Origin of the sequence: Lysobacter sp. Root76 (genome assembly GCF_001428685.1) — a bacterium.
In the GTDB taxonomy this organism is placed as follows: Bacteria; Pseudomonadota; Gammaproteobacteria; order Xanthomonadales; family Xanthomonadaceae; genus Lysobacter.
Map to the genome: position 1 here is coordinate 966,059 of NZ_LMIK01000001.1, position 22,818 is coordinate 988,876.

Annotated in this window: 20 protein-coding genes; 5 read left to right on the top strand and 15 right to left on the bottom strand. The window is 69.0% G+C overall.

Annotated features, from left to right (window positions below; translation table 11 throughout):
- Window positions 1-65: 65 nt before the first annotated feature.
- Entirely contained in the window at window positions 66-725 is a 660-nt protein-coding gene (locus ASE10_RS04005) for a putative 2OG-Fe(II) oxygenase (RefSeq protein WP_055903531.1), read from the top strand.
- A 37-nt stretch (window positions 726-762) separates the two neighbouring features.
- Here the strand turns inward: ASE10_RS04005 and ASE10_RS04010 are convergent, their stop codons facing one another.
- The 8 genes from ASE10_RS04010 to ASE10_RS04045 all read right to left on the bottom strand — a co-directional run bounded on the left by ASE10_RS04010 (window position 763) and on the right by ASE10_RS04045 (window position 8,602).
- A complete protein-coding gene (locus tag ASE10_RS04010; RefSeq protein ID WP_162250444.1) occupies window positions 763-1,692 on the bottom strand; it encodes a DUF4097 family beta strand repeat-containing protein in 930 nt (309 codons plus the stop codon).
- 16 nt (window positions 1,693-1,708) lie between these two features.
- Entirely contained in the window at window positions 1,709-2,230 is a 522-nt protein-coding gene (locus ASE10_RS04015) for a hypothetical protein (protein WP_056099031.1), read from the bottom strand.
- Complete coding sequence (locus ASE10_RS04020) at window positions 2,227-2,826, bottom strand: sigma-70 family RNA polymerase sigma factor (RefSeq protein ID WP_056305273.1); 600 nt, start codon at window positions 2,824-2,826, stop codon at window positions 2,227-2,229. Before ASE10_RS04020 ends, ASE10_RS04015 begins: the two co-directional genes overlap by 4 nt.
- A 79-nt stretch (window positions 2,827-2,905) precedes the next feature.
- Entirely contained in the window at window positions 2,906-4,510 is a 1,605-nt protein-coding gene (locus ASE10_RS19945) for a sulfotransferase (protein WP_056304981.1), read from the bottom strand.
- Window positions 4,507-5,541, bottom strand: coding sequence for a hypothetical protein (locus ASE10_RS19950; protein ID WP_055903543.1), 1,035 nt, complete (start codon window positions 5,539-5,541; stop codon window positions 4,507-4,509). Before ASE10_RS19950 ends, ASE10_RS19945 begins: the two co-directional genes overlap by 4 nt.
- Entirely contained in the window at window positions 5,538-6,140 is a 603-nt protein-coding gene (locus tag ASE10_RS20925) for a 2OG-Fe(II) oxygenase (protein ID WP_055903546.1), read from the bottom strand. Before ASE10_RS20925 ends, ASE10_RS19950 begins: the two co-directional genes overlap by 4 nt.
- A gap of 7 nt (window positions 6,141-6,147) precedes the next feature.
- Window positions 6,148-7,923, bottom strand: a complete 1,776-nt coding sequence (locus tag ASE10_RS04040; protein WP_235567534.1) for a phosphoenolpyruvate carboxykinase (GTP) — start codon at window positions 7,921-7,923, stop codon at window positions 6,148-6,150.
- Between the two features lie 88 nt (window positions 7,924-8,011).
- Window positions 8,012-8,602: a TetR/AcrR family transcriptional regulator gene (locus tag ASE10_RS04045; protein WP_055903552.1), complete on the bottom strand. Its 591-nt coding sequence runs from the start codon at window positions 8,600-8,602 to the stop codon at window positions 8,012-8,014.
- Between the two features lie 226 nt (window positions 8,603-8,828).
- Here ASE10_RS04045 and ASE10_RS04050 point away from each other — a divergent pair, with 226 nt between their 5' ends.
- From ASE10_RS04050 to ASE10_RS04060, 3 genes are all read left to right on the top strand, one after another.
- Window positions 8,829-11,306: an acyl-CoA dehydrogenase gene (locus ASE10_RS04050; protein ID WP_056304978.1), complete on the top strand. Its 2,478-nt coding sequence runs from the start codon at window positions 8,829-8,831 to the stop codon at window positions 11,304-11,306.
- 179 nt (window positions 11,307-11,485) lie between these two features.
- Window positions 11,486-11,956 (top strand): hotdog fold domain-containing protein, encoded by a 471-nt coding sequence (locus ASE10_RS04055; protein ID WP_055904056.1) that lies wholly within the window; start codon window positions 11,486-11,488, stop codon window positions 11,954-11,956.
- 202 nt (window positions 11,957-12,158) lie between these two features.
- On the top strand, window positions 12,159-12,536 hold the full coding sequence (locus ASE10_RS04060) for a hypothetical protein (protein ID WP_055903559.1): 378 nt from the start codon (window positions 12,159-12,161) through the stop codon (window positions 12,534-12,536).
- Between the two features lie 12 nt (window positions 12,537-12,548).
- Here the strand turns inward: ASE10_RS04060 and ASE10_RS04065 are convergent, their stop codons facing one another.
- Genes ASE10_RS04065 through ASE10_RS04085 form a run of 5 tightly spaced genes read right to left on the bottom strand, consistent with a single transcriptional unit; the run spans window position 12,549 to window position 16,979 of the window.
- Window positions 12,549-12,902: a DUF1304 domain-containing protein gene (locus ASE10_RS04065; protein ID WP_055903562.1), complete on the bottom strand. Its 354-nt coding sequence runs from the start codon at window positions 12,900-12,902 to the stop codon at window positions 12,549-12,551.
- 60 nt (window positions 12,903-12,962) lie between these two features.
- Entirely contained in the window at window positions 12,963-13,571 is a 609-nt protein-coding gene (locus ASE10_RS04070) for a DUF922 domain-containing protein (protein WP_055903565.1), read from the bottom strand.
- Between the two features lie 17 nt (window positions 13,572-13,588).
- Window positions 13,589-14,476 (bottom strand): metallophosphoesterase, encoded by an 888-nt coding sequence (locus tag ASE10_RS04075; protein WP_056099006.1) that lies wholly within the window; start codon window positions 14,474-14,476, stop codon window positions 13,589-13,591.
- The gene (locus tag ASE10_RS04080; protein ID WP_082586045.1) at window positions 14,473-15,615 is read right to left on the bottom strand and encodes an NAD-dependent epimerase/dehydratase family protein; all 1,143 of its coding nucleotides are present in this window, start codon (window positions 15,613-15,615) and stop codon (window positions 14,473-14,475) included. Before ASE10_RS04080 ends, ASE10_RS04075 begins: the two co-directional genes overlap by 4 nt.
- Window positions 15,612-16,979 (bottom strand): MFS transporter, encoded by a 1,368-nt coding sequence (locus ASE10_RS04085; RefSeq protein WP_055904062.1) that lies wholly within the window; start codon window positions 16,977-16,979, stop codon window positions 15,612-15,614. Before ASE10_RS04085 ends, ASE10_RS04080 begins: the two co-directional genes overlap by 4 nt.
- Before the next feature lie 220 nt (window positions 16,980-17,199).
- On the opposite strand from ASE10_RS04085, the gene ASE10_RS04090 reads away from it, so the two are divergent.
- Window positions 17,200-18,786 (top strand): choline dehydrogenase, encoded by a 1,587-nt coding sequence (locus ASE10_RS04090; protein WP_055904065.1) that lies wholly within the window; start codon window positions 17,200-17,202, stop codon window positions 18,784-18,786.
- A 245-nt stretch (window positions 18,787-19,031) separates the two neighbouring features.
- Here ASE10_RS04090 and ASE10_RS19960 read toward each other — a convergent pair whose 3' ends face one another.
- A complete protein-coding gene (locus tag ASE10_RS19960; protein WP_157480863.1) occupies window positions 19,032-19,490 on the bottom strand; it encodes a hypothetical protein in 459 nt (152 codons plus the stop codon).
- A 1,397-nt stretch (window positions 19,491-20,887) separates the two neighbouring features.
- Window positions 20,888-22,783 carry a M48 family metallopeptidase gene (locus ASE10_RS04100; RefSeq protein ID WP_056304976.1) on the bottom strand — a complete coding sequence of 632 codons (1,896 nt, stop codon included), beginning with the start codon at window positions 22,781-22,783 and terminating at the stop codon, window positions 20,888-20,890.
- Between the last annotated feature and the right edge of the window lie 35 nt (window positions 22,784-22,818).

Below are 22,818 nucleotides of genomic sequence, written 5' to 3' on the forward strand. Positions count from 1 at the left end.
CCCGGCCCGCCGCGCTACACTCCCGACGCGGCCGCGCGCGCGGCCTCCGATCCCGGAACCGCACCATGCCCTTCGAGCTCTACCCCGCCTTTTCGGTCCCCTTCGCGCAGGACTTCGTGCCCAGTCCCGAGGGTCTCAACGCGCAGCTCAAATCGCTGCTGCTGACCCGCGAGAAACAGGGCGGCTACGCCAACCCGAACCCGTCGCTGAAGCAGCAGCCCGGCGTGTTCGAAAGCGACTTCAACCTGTTCTCGTGGCCGGACGCCTGCGTGCAGCAGCTGCGCCAGTTCTGCTGGACCGTCCTGGGCCGCACCATCCAGGAACTCAACGGCTACAGCGTCGAGGAAATGCAGCGCCTGCAGATCTTCTCGCACACCTGGTACCACGTGACCCGCCACGGCGGCTTCACGATCCTGCACACCCACCCGATGGCGTCGTGGTCGGGCGTGTACTGCGTGACCCCGGGCGAGATGCCGGAAGACCGCCCCGAATCGGGCGTGCTGCGCTTCCATAACCCGCACCACTACAGCAATTACTTCATGGATGCCGGCAACATGCGTCAGCAGCAGCCCTACCATCACGGCACCTGGAGCATCCGCCTCCAGCCCGGCCAGCTGGTGCTGTTCCCGTCCTGGCTGCAGCACGAAGTCCTGCCCTTCTACGGCAACGACGAGCGCATCACCATCGCCTTCAATTGCTGGTTCGGAATGAAAGACGCCGCCTGAGCGGCGGCGTCGTTTCGTCCCGGCAGGCGCGCGCGGCTCAGTCGAGCTGCAGGGTCGCGTCGCCGGAGAAGGTCTCGATCCGGACTTCGCCGCTGCCGCTGCCGTAGCGGTGCTCGAAGCTCGAACCCGGGCCGTGCTTGGGCTTGACGATCTGCGCATCCGGCGCCGACAGGTCGCCGCTGAAGCTCTGCCCGTGCACGGTCGCCGACAGATTGCGCGGCAGGGTCAGCTGGACATCGCCGCTGACCGTTTCCACCGAGATCTCGCCGTTGCCGGTCAGCGCGGTCGCCAGGCGGATGTCGCCGGACACCGAATTGCCGCTGAAGCGGTGCAGCGACGATTCGCGCACCGTCACGTCGACCCGGCCGGACACCGTCTCCACGTCGACATCGCCGTCCAGGCGGCCGCGCAACTGCATGTCGCCGCTGACCGTCTCGGCGCTGACCTTGCTGCTGTTGAGCGTGAGGGTGAGATCGCCGCTGACGCTGTCGATCCGGGCCTCGCGCGGGGCCGCGGCCACCGCGACGTCGCCGCTGACGCTGTCGATCGACAGCACCGAGGAGGCCACGCCGGTGACGTCGATGTCGGCCGAGACGCCGTCGATCTCGATGTCGGCACGCAGCGGCAGGGTCACCTTCAGGTCGGTGGGTTCGCTCTTGTCGCCGCCCATCAGGAAGCCCATGCCGCTGCCGCGGTTGGGGTACTTGACCTTGATCGACAGACGCTCGCCGTTGCCTTCGATCTCCAGCTTCTCGACGCCGTTGCCGAGGCTGCCTTCGATCTTCACTTCCGGCCGGTCCCAGGCGCGCACGTCGATGCGGCCTTTGACGTTTTCGATCTCGACCCGTCCGCGCGGATCCAGCGGGCGAGTCTGGTTGATGGGGGTAGCGGCGAACGCCGGGGCGACGGCCAAAGCCAAGCCGAGGGCGAGTCCGAGCTTGCTTGCTTGATGGGTTGCGCGGGTCATGGTCGTCCTCCGGTAATCAGGTATAGGCCACGCGCTGGGCGAGCGCGAGGCGTCGTGCGTAGGTGCGGCGCAGCTGATCCAGCAGCAGGCGCGAATCGGGGTCGTGGGCCAGCGCATCCAGGATCAGGGCGGCGTTGCGGTCCAGTTCGTCGAAGGTGGGCTGCAGGGTGGTCGCGGTCGCGGCCGGCGCGGTGCGCTGCATTTCGTGCATCGCGGCCTGGTACTGCAGGGTCATGCCGGCGGCTTCGCGCTGGACCAGCGATTCGGCCTGCGCCTGCGGCGCGTCGTTCGCGGCCTGGTCGCGCCAGACGCCGGTGAAGCCGATCGCGAGCGCCAGGGTCGCGGCGACCGCGAACGGCGCCAGCCAGCGCGGACGCGGCGCGCGTACCGGCGCTACAGCCTGCGGCTGCAGGCGCGCGGCAATCCCGGGCCACAGGTCGGCGGCCGGCGGCTGGTCGCGGCGCAGCGCGCGCAGCTGAAAGCGCAGGGCGTCGGGCAGTTCGCCGTCCGCCGCGGGGTCTCGATGTTCGGTGTTCATGCCTGTCCTCCTAGCCGTTCGCGCAACAATCCGCGCGCCCGGTGCAATTGCGCCTTGCTGCTGCCGACCGCCATGCCGAGTTCGGCGGCGATCTCCTCATGCTTCCAGCCTTCCACGTCGTACAGCACCAGCACCGCGCGGGCACGCGGCGGCAGGCTGGCGACGGCACGCTCCAGGTCCATCGACAGCGCGGTGATGTGTCCGGCCGAGTCGGCGCTGCCGACCAGTTCGAACACCTCGTCGTCGCCATCCTCCTGCGGCTTGCCGCGGCGGCTGCGCAGCTCCATCAGCGCGGTATTGACCGCCAGCCGATGCAGCCAGGTCGTGAAGGCCGACTCGAACCGGAACGCCGGCAGCGCCTGCCAGGCCCGCACGAAGGCCTCCTGGGTGAGGTCCTCGGCGCGGGCGCCGTGCTGGCCGACCAGCCGCGCGATCACGCCGTGGACCCGGCCCGCATGCTGCCGGTACAGGGCCTCGAAGGCGCGGACGTCGCCGCCGGCCGCCGCGCGCACCAGGGCGAGGTCGCCGTCGGCACCGGCCGTTTCGGTCCTGGCGTCGCGAGTGGTCCAGTCTTGGGGCACGTAAGCGGTCAGCATGTCCATGGGATGTCCGGCCATGGCTCCGGGTTTAAATACCGCCCCGACGGCGCGGACGGCCGGCGGGCGGACGGGACGCTCAGATCAGGCCCTGCGCGGCCAGACGCTCCAGCAGAGGCTGCAGGTAAGGCTCGTACGGCTTCCAGGCCGCGCCGCGGTTGGTCAGGATGCCCTGGCGCACGCTCGCGCTGCTGGCGGTAGACACCGCGCCCGAAGAACGCTCCACCTGCAGCGCTTCGGCCTCGTACGGCAGACCGCAGAACTCGAACACCCGCCGCGCGGTGGCCTCGGTATCGCTGACCAGCGCGTCGTAGGACACGTCCAGGATGCGGTCCGGCATGACCTGGCGCCAGTGCTGCATCAGGCCGCTGTAATGGCCGAAATAGTTGCCCAGGTCGTTCTGGTCGAACGAATACAGCGCCGCGTTCGAAAAGTAGGTGCGCAGGTTGGAGAAACAGGTATCGACCGGGTCGCGCACCATGTGCAGGATGCGCGCGTTCGGCAGCGCCTTGGCGATGAAGCCGGCGTTGGTCAGATTGGGCGGCAGCTTCTCGGTCAGGAACGGCTTGCCCTTGGCGCGCCAGCGCGAGCCGGCGATGAAGCCGCGCCCGATCGCCTCGAAATCGGCCTCGGCCAGGCGCTGCACCGACAGCAGGTCCAGCGCCTGCGAGCATTTGTGGTCGGTCGCGACCTTGATCTGCGCAGTGAAGGCGTAGGTCTCGCCGCCGTCGGATACCAGGCTGTGGCCGCCGAGGATGCGTTCGAGCAAGGTCGTGCCGGAACGGTGCATGCCGACGATGAAGATCGGCGTGTACTCGTGCTCGCGCGGCTGCGCGCGCACGAACTCGGGCGTGCACAGGGCCTTGATCGCGGCGAACAGCTCGGTGGTCTTGCTCTCGTTGTAGGGGTCGAGCTTGCGCTTGGCGGCGCAACCGCGCTCCAGCGCCCGGAACGATTCCTCGTAGCGCTTGAGGTCGTGCAGTTCGTTGTGCAGCGCGTAGGCGAAATAGGCCTCGGCCTCGGTGCCGGCCGGGACGCGCGCGATTTCGCGCTGCAGCCGTTCGACGTGGTTGTCGGCGTCGCTCCACTTGCGCAACCGCGACAGCACCCAATGCGCCTGCGGGAAGCTGGGCGAGATCCGGATGCAGGTTTCCAGCTCGGTTTCGGCCTCTTCCATGCGGCCCAGGAACATCAGCACCGTGCCGCGCAGATAGTGCGGATGCGCCGCGTTGGGGTCGAGCGCGGCGGCGCGGCTGACCAGCTCCAGGGCCATTTCCTGGTCGCCGACCGAGCTCACGATCAGCGCCATCTCGGTCAGCATCGGCGGCGACGCCGAACGCAGGAAACCCGAATGCCGGACCAGATCGAGCAGGATCGCCGCCTCGTGGAACTGGCGCAGCTTGCGGCCCAGTTCCATCACCAGGCCCGGATGCGCGTTGGCCAGCGGCAGCGCCGCGAACAACCGCGCGCGCGCATCGCGATAGCGGTCCAGCTGCAGCAGCGTGCTGCAGCTCTTGAGCAGCGCCGGCAGGTGGCCGGGCTCGTGGGCGACGATCTGCTCGAAACAGTCGGCGGCCTCGCGCCACTGCTTGCGGGTGATGTAGTCCTCGCCGTTGCGCCACAGGCGCTGCTGCTTGGACTCGCCGGCCGCGGCCGGTTGGATATTGGACGGTGGACGGTTCACTGCGATTCCCAATGCGGTGTGGCCCGCGCCGCCGGACGCATCGCCGGCAGCACATGTTCGCCCAGCCAGTCGCGCGCGCGCGCCAGCGGGTCGGCATACATGCCGATCACGATATCCGCTTCCCGGGCCCGGCGCTGCGCGTCGTAAGCGGTTTCGACCGCTTTGGCGTTGCGTCCGGCGACCGCCTCGGCCTGCGCGAGCAGGGCCGCACGCGGCGCCGGCAGGCCCAGCCACTGCGCACAGGCCCAGGCGGTGCCGGCGACATCGTCGAGCAGGGTCTGCATGTCGAGCAGGCGCACGCGCCCGACGCCGGCGCTTTCGACCAGGTCCAGCACCAGCTCGCGCTGCGCCGCCCACTGCAGGCCGGCCGCGCACAGTAGGTCCGGCGGTTGCAGCGCGGTCGCGGACAGGCGCCGGTGGAACGCACCCGCGCGCAGCGCGCGTTCGGCCAGCTCGGGTATCCGCGCCTGCGATTCGGGGCGCTTCTTCAGATTCGAGACCAGGAAATCGTCCAGCGACGAGCTCAGCACCAGCGCCCGGCTGGCCGGGGCGGCGTCCAGCAGCGGCAGGGCGAGGTTGAGCGCGGCATGGGTCGGCTTGACCAGGACCGCGCCGTCCGCGTGCCAGGGCCGCGCCAGCAGCCGCACGCTGGTCGCGACCAGATCGCCCAACGCCTGGCCTTCGTGACGCGCATCGCCGAGCCGGCGCAGCAGCATCGGCTCCTTCAGCGCCACCTGGTACGGCGGCAGGTGCAGCGCGCGCGCCAGCAGGGTCGAGCCGCAGAACGAGGTGTGGAACAGCCAGCCCAATGGCGCCTGCGCCAGGCCGGCGGCGTCGACGGCGTCGGCCGGCAGCGGCCGCGCCTGCGCCAGCGGCGCGTCGATGCGGGTGTCGAGGAAGCTGGAACGTTCCAGCACGCCTTCGTCCAGGCGCAGAAAACCGTACACCCGTCCGGGTACGTGCAGATCGACCGGGAACCAGCGCGCGTCGCCCAGTTCGGGCGACGGCGGCGCCGCGCCGGCGGCGCTCATCCCGGGCCGTGGCCGGCGGCGACGGCCACGCGTTCGAACTTGATCGCGAAGGTGTAGCGCGGCGCGTAGCAGATCCGGTTCGGCGGCCGTCCGGCATGCTTGATCGCACCGTCGAAGATCACCAGCCGGCCCGGGCGCGGCGTGACCGCGCAGGCGACCTCGTCGGCGGCGTCGTAGAACATGGTCTCGCCGCCCCACTCCAGGTCCCACTGCTCGCACAGGTACCACAGCGCGGTCAGGTCGTGCTGGTCCGGCAGGCAGTCGGTATGGGTGAACAGCATGTCGCCGAAGCTGGCGACGTTGGTGTAGGCGCGGTACGGCTTGTAGCCGAAGTTCGGGCCGGTGAAGCCGAGCACCGCGCGCCGGGTCAGGTCGAAGATCGGCTGCTGCACCAGGGCTTCGAGTTTCACCTCGGTGGCCCAGTGCTTGTAGTCGTTGGTTTCCGGCCGCGCGACTTCGGTGCGGGTGAACGGTGCCCGCGCCAGGCCGCGCACGTACTCGCCGACGTTGCCCAGCAAGCCGTCGTACACCCGCAGCGGGCGGCCGTCGATCAGGATTTCACGACTGGCCGCGAGCGCGGCAGGATGTGCGACGGACATGGAGGTCTCAGCGGGCCAGTGCGGCGGCGATGCGCTGCTGTTCGTCCTTCAGCGCCTGCGGCATGCGCGGACCGTACTCGTCCAGGTAGCCGCCGATACTGTCGAACTCGGCGCTCCAGCCGGCGTGGTCGAAGCCGAACAGCTTGGCGCGCGCTTCGTCCGACAGGCCGATGCCGTCGAGATTGAGGTCGGTGGTCGCCGGCAGGTGGCCGATCGGCGTTTCCACCGCGCCCGCCTCGCCCTTGACCCGGCCGATCATCCATTCGAGCACGCGCAGGTTGTCGCCGAAGCCCGGCCACAGGAACTTGCCGTCGTCGCCCTTGCGGAACCAGTTGACGTGGAAGACCTTGGGCAACTGGACCTGTTCGCCGTCGAACGACAGCCAGTGGCTGAAGTAGTCGGCGAAGTTGTAGCCGCAGAACGGCTTCATCGCCATCGGATCGCGGCGCATCACGCCGACCGCGCCGGTCGCGGCGGCGGTGGTTTCCGAGCCCATCGCGGCGCCGACCAGCACGCCATGGGTCCAGTCGCGGGCCTCGAACACCAGCGGCACCAGCGAGGCGCGGCGGCCGCCGAACACGATCGCCGAGATCGGCACGCCCTGCGCGTCCTCGGCCTTGTCCGAATAGCTCGGGCACTGCTTGGCCGAGACGGTGAAGCGCGAATTCGGGTGCGCGGCCGGGCCCTTGGCCGGATCGTAGGGATGGCCGCGCCAGTCGGTGACCGGAGTCTGGCCGTTGTCCAGGCCTTCCCACCACGGCTGGCCGTCGGCGGTGACGCCGACGTTGGTGAAGATGGTGTCGCGCTGGATCGTCGCCAGCGCGTTCGGGTTCGACTTGCTCGACGTGCCCGGGGCGACACCGAAGAAACCGGCTTCCGGATTGATCGCGTACAGGCGGCCGTCGGCGCCCGGACGCATCCAGCAGATGTCGTCGCCGACCGTCCAGACCTTCCAGCCGGCGTCGCGATAGCCCTGCGGCGGGATCAGCATCGCCAGGTTGGTCTTGCCGCACGCCGAGGGGAACGCGGCGGCGACGTAGTGGATCTCGCCCTGCGGATTCTCGATGCCCAGGATCAGCATGTGCTCGGCCAGCCAGCCTTCGCTGCGCGCCTGGTGCGAGGCGATGCGCAGGGCGTGGCACTTCTTGCCCAGCAAAGCGTTGCCGCCGTAGCCGGAGCCGAACGACTTGATCGTCAGCTCTTCCGGGAAATGCATGATGAAACGGCGCTCGGGGTCGAGCTCGCCGATCGAATGCAGGCCGCGCACGAACGTGTCGTTCCGTTCGCCGCGAGCGGCTCTCTCAGCGCCCTCGCGCTCGATCCGGGCCAGCGCCGGCGCGCCCATGCGGGTCATGATGCGCATGTTGGCGACCACGTACGGGCTGTCGGTGATCTCCACGCCGCAACGCGACAGCGGCGAATCGATCGGACCCATGCAGTACGGGATCACGTACAGGGTGCGGCCGCGCATGCAGCCGTCGTACAGCGCGTCCATCTTGGCGTGGGCCTCGGCCGGCTCCATCCAATGGTTGTTCGGACCGGCATCGTCGCGCTCGTGCGTGCACACGAAGGTCAGGTGTTCGACGCGGGCGACGTCGTCGGGATGCGAACGGTGCAGGTAGCTGCCCGGGTGGGTGTCCCCGTTGAGCTTCTCCAGGGTGCCGTCGGCGAGCATGCGCTCGATCAGGGCGGCGTTCTCGGCGTCGCTGCCGTCGCACCAATGGATATGGTCGGGACGGGTCAGGGTCGCGACCTGCGCGACCCACTCGTTCAATGCGGCCAAACGGCTGCCGGCGCTCCCCGGCGCTGGAGCAGTCGGTACGTCTTTGGAAAGGGCGTTCACGGCAAGGGCCTCCAGCCGGGGGGATTGATTAAGAGTTAGGAATGAGCGTGGCCATCATGTGCTCGACATAGGCCTCGAATTCGTCGTGCTGCATCCGCGTCTGGTGCAACTGCAGGTTGAGCTGCAGGAAACCGACGTAGGCGGCGTACAGCAGTCGCGCGCGATGCTGCGCGTCGGTGCGGCTGAGCCCGGCCTGGCGGAAGGAAGCGGTGAGATAGTCCAGACGCCGCTCGGACACGCGGCCGATCACCGGCTGCACCGCCGGATGGTCCAGCGCCTTGAGCAGCTCGGAATAGATGATGTGCGACTTGACCTCGTGGGCGACGAGGTGGAACAGCGAGCGCAGGCGCTGGCGCGGATCAGGGATCGGTTCGAGCTGGCCGAACACGGTCTCCTGCTCGACCTTTTCCCAGCGCTCCAGCGCCGCGACCAGCAGGGCGTCGCGCGAAGGGAAGTGCCAGTAGAAGCTGCCTTTGGTGACCCCGAGCCGCCGGGCCAGGGGTTCGACCGCGACCGCGGCCACGCCCTGTTCGGCGATCAGGTCGAGGGCGGCCTGCGCCCAGTCGTCGGCGCTCAATCGGCCGTTGCGTTCTTGCTTGGTCTGGACGGGATGGCTCATGGATGACAAGTGTAACCATACGCCACCGACGGGAACAGTATGCAGTGCAGCATCCGTCAGTTGACAGCGACCCGGGAACCTTACCATACTCGTGCGTATGTTGAGCGTTTGATGCTGGCGTTTGAAGGCGGTGCGGCCAGGAAGCCCACGCAAACTCCTCCAGCATCACGCATGCCCGACTAGCCTGAGCCTAGCCAACACGCCGTAACGCCGCTGGAGCGTCGCCATGAGCATCGCCATTCCCTTTATCGCTTTCCTTCTTATTGGTGCGATCGCCGCCTACCACCGGCTGCGTTTGCCGGTCTGGGCCGCGCTGACCGCCACCGTGCTGGTGGCTTGCTGGCTGTTCGGCGCCAATCCGGTCGCGACCGTCATCGCCGCGGCCATCGTGGCCCTGATCGCGGTGCCGCTGCTGATCCCGCAGATCCGCCTGCCGCTGATCACCAAGCCGCTGCTGGGCTTCTACACCAAGATCCTGCCGCCGCTGTCGGAAACCGAGCGCACCGCGCTGGAAGCCGGCACGGTCGGGTTCGAGGGCGAGCTGTTCTCGGGCAAGCCGGACTGGGACGCGCTGCTGTCGCAGCCCAAGCCGGTACTCAGCGCCGAAGAACAGGCCTTCCTCGACGGCCCGGTCGAAGAGCTGTGCAAGATGACCAACGACTGGGAAATCACCCACGTCTACGCCGATCTGCAGCCGGAAGTCTGGTCCTACATCAAGCAAAACAAATTCTTCGGCCTCAACATCCCGAAGGAATACGGCGGCCTGGGTTTCAGCGCGCTGGCCAACCACAAGGTGATCCAGAAGCTGGCCTCGGTTTCGAGCGTGGTCAGCTCGACCGTCGGCGTGCCCAACTCGCTGGGCCCGGCCGAACTGCTGATGCACTACGGCACCCAGGAACAGAAGGACCACTACCTGCCACGCCTGGCCGACGGCCGCGAAGTGCCCTGCTTCGGCCTGACCGGTCCCTGGGCCGGTTCGGACGCCACTTCGATTCCGGACTTCGGCATCGTGACCATGGGCGACTGGAACGGCGCGCGCGTGGTCGGCGTCAAGCTGACGTTCGACAAGCGCTACATCACCCTGGCGCCGGTCGCGACCCTGATCGGCCTGGCCTTCCGCATGTACGACCCGGACGGCCTGATCGGCGACAAGCGCGACATCGGCATCACCATCGCGCTGCTGCCGCGGGATACCGCCGGCGTCGAAATCGGCCGCCGCCACTTCCCGCTCAACAGCACCTTCCAGAACGGCCCGATCCGCGGCCACGAAGTGTTCATTCCGCTCAGCCAGCTGATCGGCGGCGAAGCCTACGCCGGCAAGGGCTGGCAGATGCTGGTCGAGTGCCTGTCGATCGGCCGCTCGATCACCCTGCCCTCCACCGGCAGCGGCGGCGCCAAGATGGGCGCGATCGTCACCGGCGCCTACGCCCGCATCCGCAAGCAGTTCGGCCTCTCGGTCGGCCGCTTCGAAGGCGTCGAGGAAGCGCTGGCGCGCATCGCCGGCCGCGCCTACGCGGTCAGTGCGCTGTCGCAGGCCACCGCCGCCGCGGTCGCCCGCGGCGAGAACCCGGCCGTGCCTTCGACCATCGCCAAGTACCACTGCACCGAGATGGCGCGCGAAGTCGCCAAGGACGTGATGGACATCCACGGCGGCAAGGGCATCATCCTGGGACCGCAGAACTACGCCGGCCGCAACTGGCAGGCGCTGCCGATCATGATCACGGTGGAAGGCGCGAACATCATGACGCGCTCGCTGATGATCTTCGGCCAGGGCGCGATCCTGTGCCACCCGTGGGTGCTCAAGGAAATGAAGGCGGCGATGCTGCCCGACAAGGCGCAGGCGCTGCGCGAGTTCGACAAGAACCTGTTCGGCCACATCGGCTTCGCGATCTCCAACGCCGTGCGCAGCTGGTGGTACGGCTTCACCGGCGCGCGCATCGGCGCCGCCCCGGGCGATACCTACACGCGCCGCTACTACCGCAAGCTCAACCGCTACTCGGCGACCCTGGCGGTGATGGCCGACACCTCGATGCTGCTGCTGGGCGGCAAGCTCAAGTTCAAGGAGTCGCTGTCCGGACGCCTGGGCGACGTGCTCAGCCAGCTCTACATCGCCAGCAGCATGCTCAAGCGTTACGAGGACGAGGGCCGTCCGGTCGGCGACCAGCCGCTGCTGGCCTGGGCCTTCCACGACGCCGTGCACAAGATCGAACTGGCGCTGTCGGGCGCGTTGCGCAACTTCCCGATCCGTCCGGTCGGCTGGCTGCTGTGGGCGCTGATCTTCCCCTGGGGCCGTCGTGCCCAGGCCCCGAGCGACCGCCTCGGCCATCGCGCCGCGGCGCTGCTGATGTCGCCCAACGACGCCCGCGACCGCCTCGCCCAGGGCGTGTTCACCACGCCCTGCGCCAACAACCCGGCCGGCCGCATCAACAGCTACCTGCAGAAGGTGATCCTGGCCGAGCCGGTCGAGCGCAAGTTCCTCAAGGCCCTGAAGAACAGCGACATCGAAGCGCTGGATTTCCCCAGCCAGCTCGACGAGGGCGTGCGCGAGGGCTGGATCACCGCCGAGGAACGCAAGCAACTGGAAGAACTGCGTGAGATGACGATCGACGCGATCAGCGTCGACGACTTCGACACCGAGGAGCTGCGTTCGGCCGGGTACCGCAACCTGCGCGACCACGGCCACGACGCACGCGCCGCGGCCTGACGCGTAACCGCGGCGTGCACCGCCTCGACGCTTGAACTGAAACGGCGGGCCTTCGGGTCCGCCGTTTTCGCATGCGGCCGTCGCGCGCCCGCCGACAGCGCAAAGCCGATCCATTCGATACGCCGCCGCGCGCCGTCGGCCCGCGCCGCGACGTCGCCACCCTCCAGCGGAGTCCACCGATGAGCACCAACATCCTCGCCACCTACCGCAAACTCGAGCGCCTGCCCGCGGGCCGCTGGCTGTTCTCGCGCGCGGTCTGCCACAAGGCGCCCTACTTCGCCAGCATCGCGCCGCGTTTCCAGTCGCTGGAGCCCGGCCGCTGCGTCGCCACCCTGCGCCATCGCCGCCGCGTCACCAATCATCTCGGCACCGTGCACGCGATCGCGCTGTGCAACCTGGCCGAACTCACCGCTGGAGTGATGACCGACGCCACGATCCCGCGCAGCATGCGCTGGATCCCCAAGGGTATGACGGTCGAATACCTGAAGAAGGCGACCGGCACCATGCACGGCATCGCCACGCCCGACATCCCGGTGGTCGAAGCCGCCGCCGGCTACGACCTGCCGGTCAGCGTGGTGGTCAACAACGACGCCGGCGAAGCGGTGTTCCGCGCCCGCATCGCGATGTGGGTATCGCCGCGCAAGGCTTGAAGCGCTTGCCCCAACGAATGCCGCGATCGAGACATCGCTCGTAGGAGGCGGCGACCGCCGCATCGGCGCGACGCGACGGTGCGATGGTCGCCTTCGGCTCACCGCACCCTAGGCCCGGGCCGAGGGCGCTGCGTGCGCAAGCACAGGTCTTGCGGACGGTCCCGCACAACCCATGCAGCCCGCATCGGCTAGAGTGCGGGCCATGAGCGCGCACACCTGGATCTGGCTCTGCGGCCTGCACAGCCTCGCCTTCGCCGTGTTCCATATGGCGTTCTGGAAGCTGTTCCGCTGGCGCGAGAGTTTGAAGACGGCGACCGTCGCCGACCGCGCGATCCTGCAGATCCTCAACCTGCGCCTGATCTACGTGCTGCTGGGCGTGGCCGCGCTGTGCTTCGTATTCACCGACGAGTTGCACGGCAGCGCGCTGGGCCGCGCGCTGCTGGCCGGCATGTCGCTGTTCTGGATCGGACGCACCGTCGAGCAGTTCGTGTTCCTGCGCATCGATCGGCCGCTGGTGCACGCGCTGACCGCACTGTTCGTGCTCGGTGCGATCGCGTTCGCGATGCCGCTGCTGGCCTGACGGCCGTCCCTGTTAACCGGCCAGGCAGACCGCGGCGATCGCAAGCAGCGCCGGCACCGCCTGGACGAAGAAGATGCGGCGGTTGACCGTGGCCGCGCCGTAAACGCCGGCGACCACCACGCAGCCCAGGAAGAACAGCGCCACGTCGCGGCGCCCGCCGGCCGCGGCCCAGATCAGGCCGGCGGCGAGGAAGCCGTTGTACAGGCCCTGATTGGCCGCGAGCACCTTGGACTGCTCGGCCTTGTCGCGCGACTGGCGGAACACCTTGAGGCCGGCGGGCTTGGTCCACAGGAACATCTCCAGCACCAGGAAGCCGGCATGCAGCGCGGCGACCAGCAGGATCAGCGAGACGGCGAGCAAGGACATGGGCGACTCCGAAAGTGGACGTGCGTTCGGCCTAGTCTAGGGCCGGAACCGGCGCCGCGCTCACGGCCGCAACTGCACGCCCTGCTGGAGGCCGAAGTCGGTCTCGGCGTCGTAGCGGCGGGTGAGGCTGGCGTAACGCCGCAGCTGCGCGCGCGCGGCGTCGTCCAGGGCACGCCGCAGCAGTTTGCAATCCGGCTGCGCGGTCGCCGTCAGCATCGCGTCGCGCACCGCCAGCGCGGCTTCGCGGCCATGCTGGACGTGGCCGGCCTCGTGCCGTTGCAGACCGGCGTAGAAGCGCCGCCATTCGCGCGCCAGGTCGCTTTCGACGCGTGCGCCGCTCCACTCCGGAAGGGTGGTCACGATCTCGGCGCCGACCGTCACCGAAATCAGCTCGCAGCGCCCGTGGCGCGGCAGCGACTGGTAGGACCAGGTCACGTGCCAGTCGGTGCTGCCGGCGAGGCGGCGGCCGCCGAGGGCGTGCTCGGGGCCGTGCTGGCGCATCTGCCCGGCCAGTTCCAGCGCGCTGCGGCCGAAGATGCGGTAGCGGACGATGCGCTCCTCGATGCTGACCTCGGCGGTCGGCGTCTCGACCGGCGCCGCCGCGGCGCACAGCGACGCCAGGCCCCACAGCGGGACCGTCAGTCGCCACGCGCGCCGTCCTGCGGCCATGCGTTCGCTCCTCGGTATCAACGGCAGGCCGCGTCGCGGCCCGCGCCCTGCCCGCACAAATGCAGTCGCGAAATCTCCGGCGGCACGCCGAACCGGATCGGCAGGATGCTGGTGCCGATGCCCTGGGTCACGAACAGCTGCCGTCCGTCCTCTTCGAAACGGCCGACCGGATAGGCGCCATCGACTTCCTTCCACAAACCCGGCCGGCCCAGCAGCGGGAACGCGATCTGGCCGCCGTGGGTATGCCCGGCCACGACCAGCGAAGCGCGCGCCGGCATCCGCCGGAACAGCAAGGGATTGTGCGTGATCGCCAGGGCAGGCGCCTTGTCGTCGATTGCGGAAAACGCGCGGCCGACATCGTGCGGCGCCTCCAGCAGATCGCCCACGCCGACCATCCACAGCCGGCAGCGGCCGAGCTGCACCTCGCGCGCCTGGTCCTCCAGCACCACCACGCCGACCGACTCCAGCGCGCGGCGCACGCGTACGCCGTCCTTCCACCAGTCGTGGTTGCCGAGCACCGCATACACCGGCTTGCGCGCGGTCAGCGGCTTGAGGTGCTCGGCGATGGTGTCGGCGGGGATGTAGGTGCCCAGGAATACGCTCAGGATCACGTAGTCGCCGGCCATCAGCACCGCCTGCGAATCGCTCACGGCCAGCCGCGCGACCAGCCGGTCGAACTGGGCCAGGCCGTTGCGCGGCGAACCCACGTGCAGGTCCGACACCAGTTCCACGCGCAGACCGTCGCACTCCGGCGACCAGTTCGGCAGGGAAAACGCGTAGTCGCGCTCGGTCAAGGAGCCGGGCTCGATCACGCAGCCCCAGACCGCGAAGACCAGCACCAGCAGAGCGAGGATGCGCGCGCTCCAGCGCCGCCACCATCGCCGCCGCCGATCCGGCCGGTTCATCCCGCGGTTTGCTTGGCCTGCGCGTGCCAGGCCGCGAGCACTTCGGCTTCGCGCGCGGCGGACAGGCCGGCCTTGGGCTTGGCGCGACGTTCGGCGGGCAGGCCGCGCCAATACGCCAGGGTGTCGCGCACGGTCTCGCGCAGCGGCCGGTAGGTCAGGCCCGCCGCCTGCGCCTTGGCGCTGCTGATGCGGCCGAAGCCGGCGTAGTCGCCGCTGGCCGGAATCCAGATCGGCATGTCCTGCCAAGGGCTGACCTTCTGCGCTTCGAGGAACGCGGCCGGCACCCAGGTCAGGGTCGATTTCGGCGCCTTCATTGCGCCCGCGACCTGCTGGCAGACGCCCAGCACCTCGCCCATGCTCAGTTTTCCGGCCGGCGCGTCGGCGTTGTAGATGCCGAAGCTGCGTTGCTCCAGCGTGCGCAGCAGGAACGCGGCCAGATCGCGCACGTCGATGAACTGGGTCGGATCCTTAGCGCTGCCCGGGGCGAGGATCTCGCCGCCGCGGTCCGCGCGCGCCGGCCAATAGGTGAAGCGGTCGGTGGTGTCGCCGGGACCGACGATCAGGCCCGGCCGCACCACGGTCGTGCGGCCCGGCAGTTCGGCTTCGGCGGCGCGTTCGCACAGCGCCTTGAGGCCGCCGTAGGTTTCGCCGGTGACCTCGGTAACGGTGGGATCGGCCAGCTGCGCCAGCGGCGCGGTCTCGTCCTGGTTCGGGGTATCGGTCTTGGCGTAGACCGAGATCGTCGACACCAGCAGGTACTGGCCCACCCGCGGGCCCAGCAGCTTGGCCGCACGGGTCACGTCGGCGGGCAGATACGCGGACGTGTCCAGCACCGCGTCCCAGCGGCGCTCGCCTTCCAGCGCCTTCATGTCCGTCTTGCGGTCGCCGTGCAGTTGCTCGACGTCGCGGTAGTCCGCGCCCGCGAAACGCTCCGGGTTGGTCTTGCCGCGGTTGAACAGGGTCAGGGTATGGCCGGCCTTGCGCGCGGCCTCGACGAAATGCGGGCCGAGAAAACCGGTGCCGCCCATGACCAGGATCTTCAGCGGCTTCGACCGCGGCTTGCTGCGCGCGAACGACGGTAGGACCAGCAGGCCGGCGCCGGCGAGGCCGACGGCGAGGAAATCGCGGCGGTGGGTCATCGGTCGGTCCCGGGCGTGGCGGCGTCGACCGGCAGCGTGCGCTGGGCACGGATCACCCGCCATGCGCCGAAGGTCATGCCCAGGGCCACGCCGATGCCAGCCACGAACACCATGCGCGTGCCGAAGATCGCCAGCGCCTTGTGCAGCCAGACGAAGGTCAGATCGCCGGCGCGGTAGACCACGGTGTCGATCACCGCCTTGGCCTTGTAGCGCGATTCGCGGTCGACCCGCGTGTAGATCGTCTCGCGGCCGGGCTTGGCCAGCGAGAACTCGCCCGCGCGCGTGGCCACCTGCACGATCGCCACCAGCAGCGGCAGCGGCGACAGCGCCAGCAACGCATAGCCGAACAGGATCGCGAACGCCGGCACCAGCAGGGTCGGCGCCACGCCCCAGCGCCGCAGCAGGAAGCGCGTGAGCAGCAGCTGCACCAGGATGGTGGTGCCGTTCACGAAGCCGTCGATGATCGAGTAATAGCGCGCCGCCGCCTGCGCGTTCGGGTAGAACTGTTTCACGATCGCCGCCTGCTCGTTGTAGAGCAGCGTGCCCACGCCGACGCCGAAGAACATCACCAGCGCCAGCGCGCGCAGCACCGGCCGCTGCCAGACCAGTTTCAGGCCGGCCAGCACCGAACCGCCCATCGCGACTTCGCCGCTGGCCGCGCCGCTGACCTGCTCGCGCCGGATCGCCCACACCCGCAGGCGCAGGATGCACAGCAGGCACACCGCCAGGAACGCGGCCGACACCAGCAGCAGATTGGCCACGCCCAGACGGCCGACCAGCAGGCCGGTGATCAGCGGGCCCAACAGGGCGCCGACCGTGCCGCCGGCGCCGATGTAGCCGTATACCCGCTTGGAATGCTCGTGGTCGAACACGTCGGCCATGAAGCTCCAGAACACCGTCACCGCGAACAGGTTGAACACCGCGGTCCAGACGAAGAACAGCGCGCCGCGCCCCGCCAGTTCGTGGTGGAAGGCCCAGTAGAAACCGAGCAGGCAGGCGATGAAGATCAGGTACACCACCGGCAGGAACACCCGGCGCGGGAAGCGCGACACCAGCGCGCCGTACACCGGCTGCAAGGCCAGCATGCTCAGGAAGGTGCAGGTGAACAGCACCTGCAGGGTGAACTCCTTCAGCGACACGCCGTGGCTCAGGGCCCAGGCGATCAACCCGGGCGGGAACACGGTCTCGATATCGCCCGAGGCGCCCATCGCGTCGCGCACCGGGCGCAGCACGTAGTAGCCGCAGAGCAGGCTGAAGAAGTACAGCAGCGACCACCACAGCGGCGGCGACTCGGCCAGCGCGGCGCGGAAACGGCCCCAGCGACCGGTGGCGGGCGCGGGCGCGGGCTCGGCGTCGGTCCGTATCGGATCGGTCACGCGCAGCGTCCCGCGGTCGGTGTCGGCTGGCTGGGATCGCGCCTCATGTCCTCGCTCCCGTGCGCGCTGGCCGGCACGTGCTGGCGGAACGTTAGCCGAACCCGCCCCACCCCGCCACCGCGGCGCATGCCGGCCGCTCGCGCGTTATTGGGAGCATTTGCTCTAATCGCCAGGCTTACGGTCGCCCGGTCACAGACAGGGCGTGGGCGTGTACGACTACATCATCATCGGTGCCGGTTCGGCCGGCTGCGTGCTCGCCAACCGCCTCAGCGAAGACCCGGACACCAAGGTGTTGCTGCTCGAAGCCGGGCCGCGCGACCGCCATCCCTTTATCCACATGCCCGCCGGCCTGTCCAAGCTGGTCAACAAGAAGGGCGTGAACTGGGACTACGACACCGCACCCGAGCACGAGCTCAACGGCCGCACCCTGTGGTGGCCGCGCGGCAAGGTGCTGGGCGGGTCGAGTTCGATCAATGCCATGTGCTACATCCGCGGCGTGTCCGGCGACTACGACGACTGGTCCGCGCAAGGCGCGACCGGCTGGGATTGGAAGACGGTGCTGCCCTACTTCCGCCGCTCCGAGCGCAACAGCCGCGGCGACGACGCCCTGCACGGCGCCAACGGCCCGCTCTACGTCTCCGACCTGCGCTACACCAACCCGCTGTCGCAGGTGTTCATCGAGGCCGGCCGCGAAGCCGGCTATGCGGTCAACCGCGACTTCAACGGCGCCGCCCAGCAGGGTTTCGGCTATTACCAGGTCACCCAGAAGAACGGCGCGCGCTGCTCCAGCGCGGTCGCCTACCTCGACCCGGCGCGCGAACGCCACAACCTGACCATCGTCACCGGCGCCCAGGTCAACCGCATCACCTTCGACAAAGGCCGCGCCAACGGCGTGATCTACGTCGCCAACGGCCAGCCCTACCACCAGGAAGTCTCGCGCGAGATCCTGCTCAGCGGCGGCGCTATCAACTCGCCACAGCTGCTGATGCTGTCCGGCGTCGGTCCGGCCGCGCAATTGCGCAAGCACGGTATCGACGTGGTCGCCGACGCGCCGCAGGTCGGCGAGAACCTGCAGGATCACCTCGACATCTGCACCCTGCAGCACTCGACCCAACGCGTCACCTACGACCGCGTCAGCGACCTGCGCATCGCCTTCGACTACTACCTGCGCGGCCACAGCGGCCCCGGCAGCAGCAATATCGCGGAGGCCGGCGCGTTCGTGCGTTCGGCGCTGGCGCCCGACGAGCGCGCCGACATCCAGCTGCATTTCGTGCCGGCCATGCTCGACGACCACGGCCGCCGCCGCCTCGTCGGCGACGGCTACACCCTGCACGCCTGCTTCCTGCGCCCGCGCAGCCGTGGCCGCATCGGCCTGGTCAGCGCGCGCGCCGCGGACAAGGCCCGCATCGAAGCGCGTTATCTGAGCGATCCGGAAGGTTTCGATCTGAAGATGATGCTCGAATGCGCCAAGCTCTCGCGCGAACTGTTCGCGCAGAAGGCCTTCGACGCCTACCGCGGCGCGCCGATCTTCCCGCCCCGCAACGACTACAGCGACGCCGAGCTGATCGAGTTCATCCGCGAAAAGGCCGAAACCGTCTACCACCCGATCGGCACCTGCCGCATGGGCAGCGACGAGGAATCGGTGGTCGACCCGCAACTGCGCGTCCGCGGCGTCGAAGGCCTGCGCGTGGTCGACGCCTCGGTGATGCCGACCTTGATCGGCGGCAATACCAATGCGCCGACGATGATGATCGCCGAGCGCGCGGCGGATTTGATTCGCGGCCGCGCGCAGTAAGCATCGGCGGCATGTCGCAGGCTGCGGCTAACGCAACCATTTGCGGAGTTTCGCGCAACGGCCTTCGCGCCTGCGGCGCTCATCCCCTCACCCCAACCCTCTCCCGCAAGCGGGAGAGGGAGCGGATGCGCATGCGGATCGAGCAGCGTAGCCAGTAGGCCGCAGGGTGCGGACAACCGCGCCACCGCCAATCACCGATTCGCGCGACGATGCGGTTCGCCTGCGGCTCAGCGCATCCTAAGGCGCTACATTTCCACGATCGGCCCATTCGGGTCCGGCTCGGGAGGACAGCCCCCGCCCGCCGTGCAGATACCGACCAGACGCCATGCGCCGCCGCGGCACTGGTAGTAGTAACCCGGATCGACCGGATGATCGTAAGCCACCAGGAACATATGCCCTTCCGTCTCCGCCGTGCAGGCATAGGTCGGTTCCGCCGCGACCGGAGCGGTCGCACCCATCCCGACGAACAGAGCCAACACAGCGCCTTTCGCAGTCCATTTCTTCATTGCGTTTTCCTCCATTGAAAACCGCCGGAAGTCGTCCCTTTCCAGGCAACGAAAGCGCTCGCCTTGCCAGCGCGACAGCCACGGCGAGCGGCTTACGGAGGCGGCGGCGGCCTCTCGATGCACGGCGGGGCCAACGCTAGCAGATACTGCGCTGAAGTACGGATCGACTCCCGAGACGTGACCGGCTTGGCGATGCATGCAGCGAACGTGCGGCCCTGTTTCGGGTGCTGGTGCTGGTGCCCCACGACTGCCGTTGCTGTTGCTGTTGCCGTTGTTGTTGCTGTTGCATTGAAATCCAATGCCCCCGCACTCGCCCAACCCCACTCAGACCCGAAGGGCGGCGCGCAGGACGCGCGCCGTTTTTCGAGGAACAGGATGTTCCTTCGAAAAATCCCCGCGCCTCAGACCCGAAGGGCGGCGCGCAGGACGCGCGCCGTTTTTCGAGGAACAGGATGTTCCTTCGAAAAATCCCCGCGCCACCTCCGATCTCGCACGGGAGAGTTGTCAAGGTAAGCCCTTCTCTTTGGTTACTTTCTCTTGGGCTAGCAAGAGAAAGTGACCCGCACGCGCAGCGGGCGGAAGCTGTTGCTTAAGAACGAAGCCAACGCAGCAAACGGAATTCGCGATCGCGGCTTACGCCGCTCCCACAGAAAGCAGAAAGCGGACCCGAAGCGAAACCCCGCCAGCAGCCGAAGTTCGCGGTCGCGGCTCACGCCGCTCCTACCCCAAGGCCNACGCCGCTCCCACAGAAAGCAGAAAGCGGACCCGAAGCGAAACCCCGCCAGCAGCCGAAGTTCGCGGTCGCGGCTCACGCCGCTCCTACCCCAAGGCCAGAGCGGAACAGGCGCGGCCGCCGGACTGGCGATCGCGGCTTACGCCGCTCCCACAGAAAGCAGAAAGCGGACCCGAAGCGAAACCCCGCTAGCAGCCGAAGTTCGCGGTCGCGGCTCACGCCGCTTCTACCCTAAGGCCAGAGCGGAACAGGCGCGGCCGCCGAACTGACGATCGCGGCTCACGCCGCTCCCACAGAAAGCAGAAAGCGGACCCGAAGCGAAACCCCGCCAGCAGCCGAAGTTCGCGGTCGCGGCTCACGCCGCTCCTACCCCAAGGCCNACGCCGCTCCCACAGAAAGCAGAAAGCGGACCCGAAGCGAAACCCCGCCAGCAGCCGAAGTTCGCGGTCGCGGCTCACGCCGCTCCTACCCCAAGGCCAGAGCGGAACAGGCGCGGCCGCCGAACTGGCGATCGCGGCTCACGCCGCTCCCACAGAAAGCAGAAAGCGGACCCGAAGCGAAACCCCACCAGCAGCCGAAGTTCGCGGTCGCGGCTCACGCCGCTCCTACCCCAAGGCCAGAGCGGAACAGGCGCGGCCGCCGGACTGGTGATCGCGGCTCACGCCGCTCCCACAGAAAGCACAAGGCAGAAAGCGGACGGCGGACCCGGCGCGAAGCCCCGCCGGCAGGCGAAGGTCGCGGTCGCGGCTTACGCCGCTCCTACCCCAAAGCGACGGCAGCGGGCCATGCACACCGCCGGAACACCTTCGAAGCTCGACCGCCGCATGCCGCGCCCCTCCCGAAAAAGCAGCGCGCCCCGCAGCTAGGCCTTCGCCAACATCGGCGGCAACGGACAATGCAACACCGCGCAGATCGTGCGCAGCAATTCCGCTTCCGCGACCGCGATCCGGTTGTCGTGGCTGCCCGCCGCGGTCACCGCTTCCACCAGCAGTTGCTTGGCCAGCGGATCCAGCGCATCCAAGGCCTCCCACACACGATCCAGGGCCAGCACGCCGTCGGCCGGCGGCGCGTAAGGACGGTGCTCCTGCGGCAGTACGCGCTGCAGGCCGGCAAGGTAGGCGCGCTGCGCGGACGCCGCATCGGCGTGCCCGCTCTGCGCGACCACCGCCAGCAAGGTCGCCAGTTCCGCCGCCACCGCCTGCGGCTTGCGCCGGCCGAAGCGCGCGTGCCGCGACGGATCCAGCGACTCCACCACCTGCACGGTCAGCAACCGCGCCAGGCAGTACTCGAACAGCGAGACCCGGCCGTCGGCGTTGACCGCCGCCTGCACCGCGTCCATGAACATGTCCAGCTGTGGACGCGGGCGCAAGCGCAGCACCGGGAACGCCAGCGACGCCAGCGGCAGGCGCAGCATCGGGTGCAGGTCGGCCAGTGCTTGCAGGCGCAGACGGCGCGCCTCGTCGGCCAGTTCCGGCCCCAGGCGCGCGGCGATCTCGTAGTGCTGACGCGCGGCGATCTGGGCGTCGTCGTCCAGCAGCAGGGCCAGCAACAGCGGCACCACCGCGTCGCGCTGCGCCGCCAGCGCGCGCAATCCATCGGGCAGAGTCGCGGCGATGAGGTCGGCGCGGCGGTAATCGTCGGCGCCGGGTTGAGCGACCTGGGCCGCGACCATCGGCGGCGTCACCGCGTGCAGGCTTTCGATCGGCGGCAGCGGCGGCGGTGGCGCCGGATCGGTGAAGCCCATCGCCACGTCCTCGGCCAGGCCTTGCGGCGGCTCGATCGACCAGCGGCGGCTCAGGCTTTCCAGCTGATCGGCGCGGAACGACGGCTCCAGCGCGCGGATGCGCTCCAGCAGCGGCGGATGGGTCGCGAACAAGCCGCTGAAACCGACGCCGTCGCCGAACAGCATGTGGCTGACCTCCTCGGCATCGGCGCGGTCGTTGAGCTGGGCGCCTTCATGCAGGCCGCCGATCTTCTTCAGCGCGCCGGCCAGGCCCGCGGTCTGGCGGGTGAACTGCACCGCCGAGGCATCGGCCAGGCGCTCGCGGCTGCGGCTCACGCTGGCCTTGATCATGCGGCCGAAGAACAGACCGATGTAGCCGACCAGCATCGCCACCAGCGCCGCCACCAGAATCGCGCCCAGGCCCTTGCTGTTGCGCCCGCCGAGGCGGCCGCCCTCGAGGATCTTGCGGCCGATGATGGCCAGCATCAGGATCCCGAACAGCACCCCCATCAGGCGGATGTTCAGGCGCATGTCGCCGTTGAGGATGTGGCTGAACTCGTGCGCGATCACGCCCTGCAGCTCGTCGCGGTTGAGCCGGTCGAGCGCGCCGCGGGTCACCGCGACCACCGCGTCCGACGGCGAGTAACCGGCCGCGAACGCGTTGATGCCGGCCTCGTGTTCGAGCACGTAGAGCCTGGGCATCGGCACGCCGGACGCGATCGCGATCTCCTCGACCACGTTGCGCAAGCGGCGCAGGTTGAGATCGCGGGTGTCTTCCGGCACCGGCACGCCGCCCATCTGCAAGGCGACCGATTCGCCGCCGCCGCGCAGCGAGGCGATGCGGAACAACGAACCCAAGCCGATCACGGCGATCGTGCCCAAGCTGGCCAGGGCCAGCATTACCGGATCGGCACCGGCGAACACCAGCACCGCCAGGTCCACTGCCAACACGATGCCGGCCACGGCCAGCCCGAACAGCAACACCAACCGGGCCGACGTGCGCCGGGCCTGCGCCTGGCGTTCGAAGAAATTCATGCAGGGAATCCGAGATGGGAGACCCGGGATTCGGG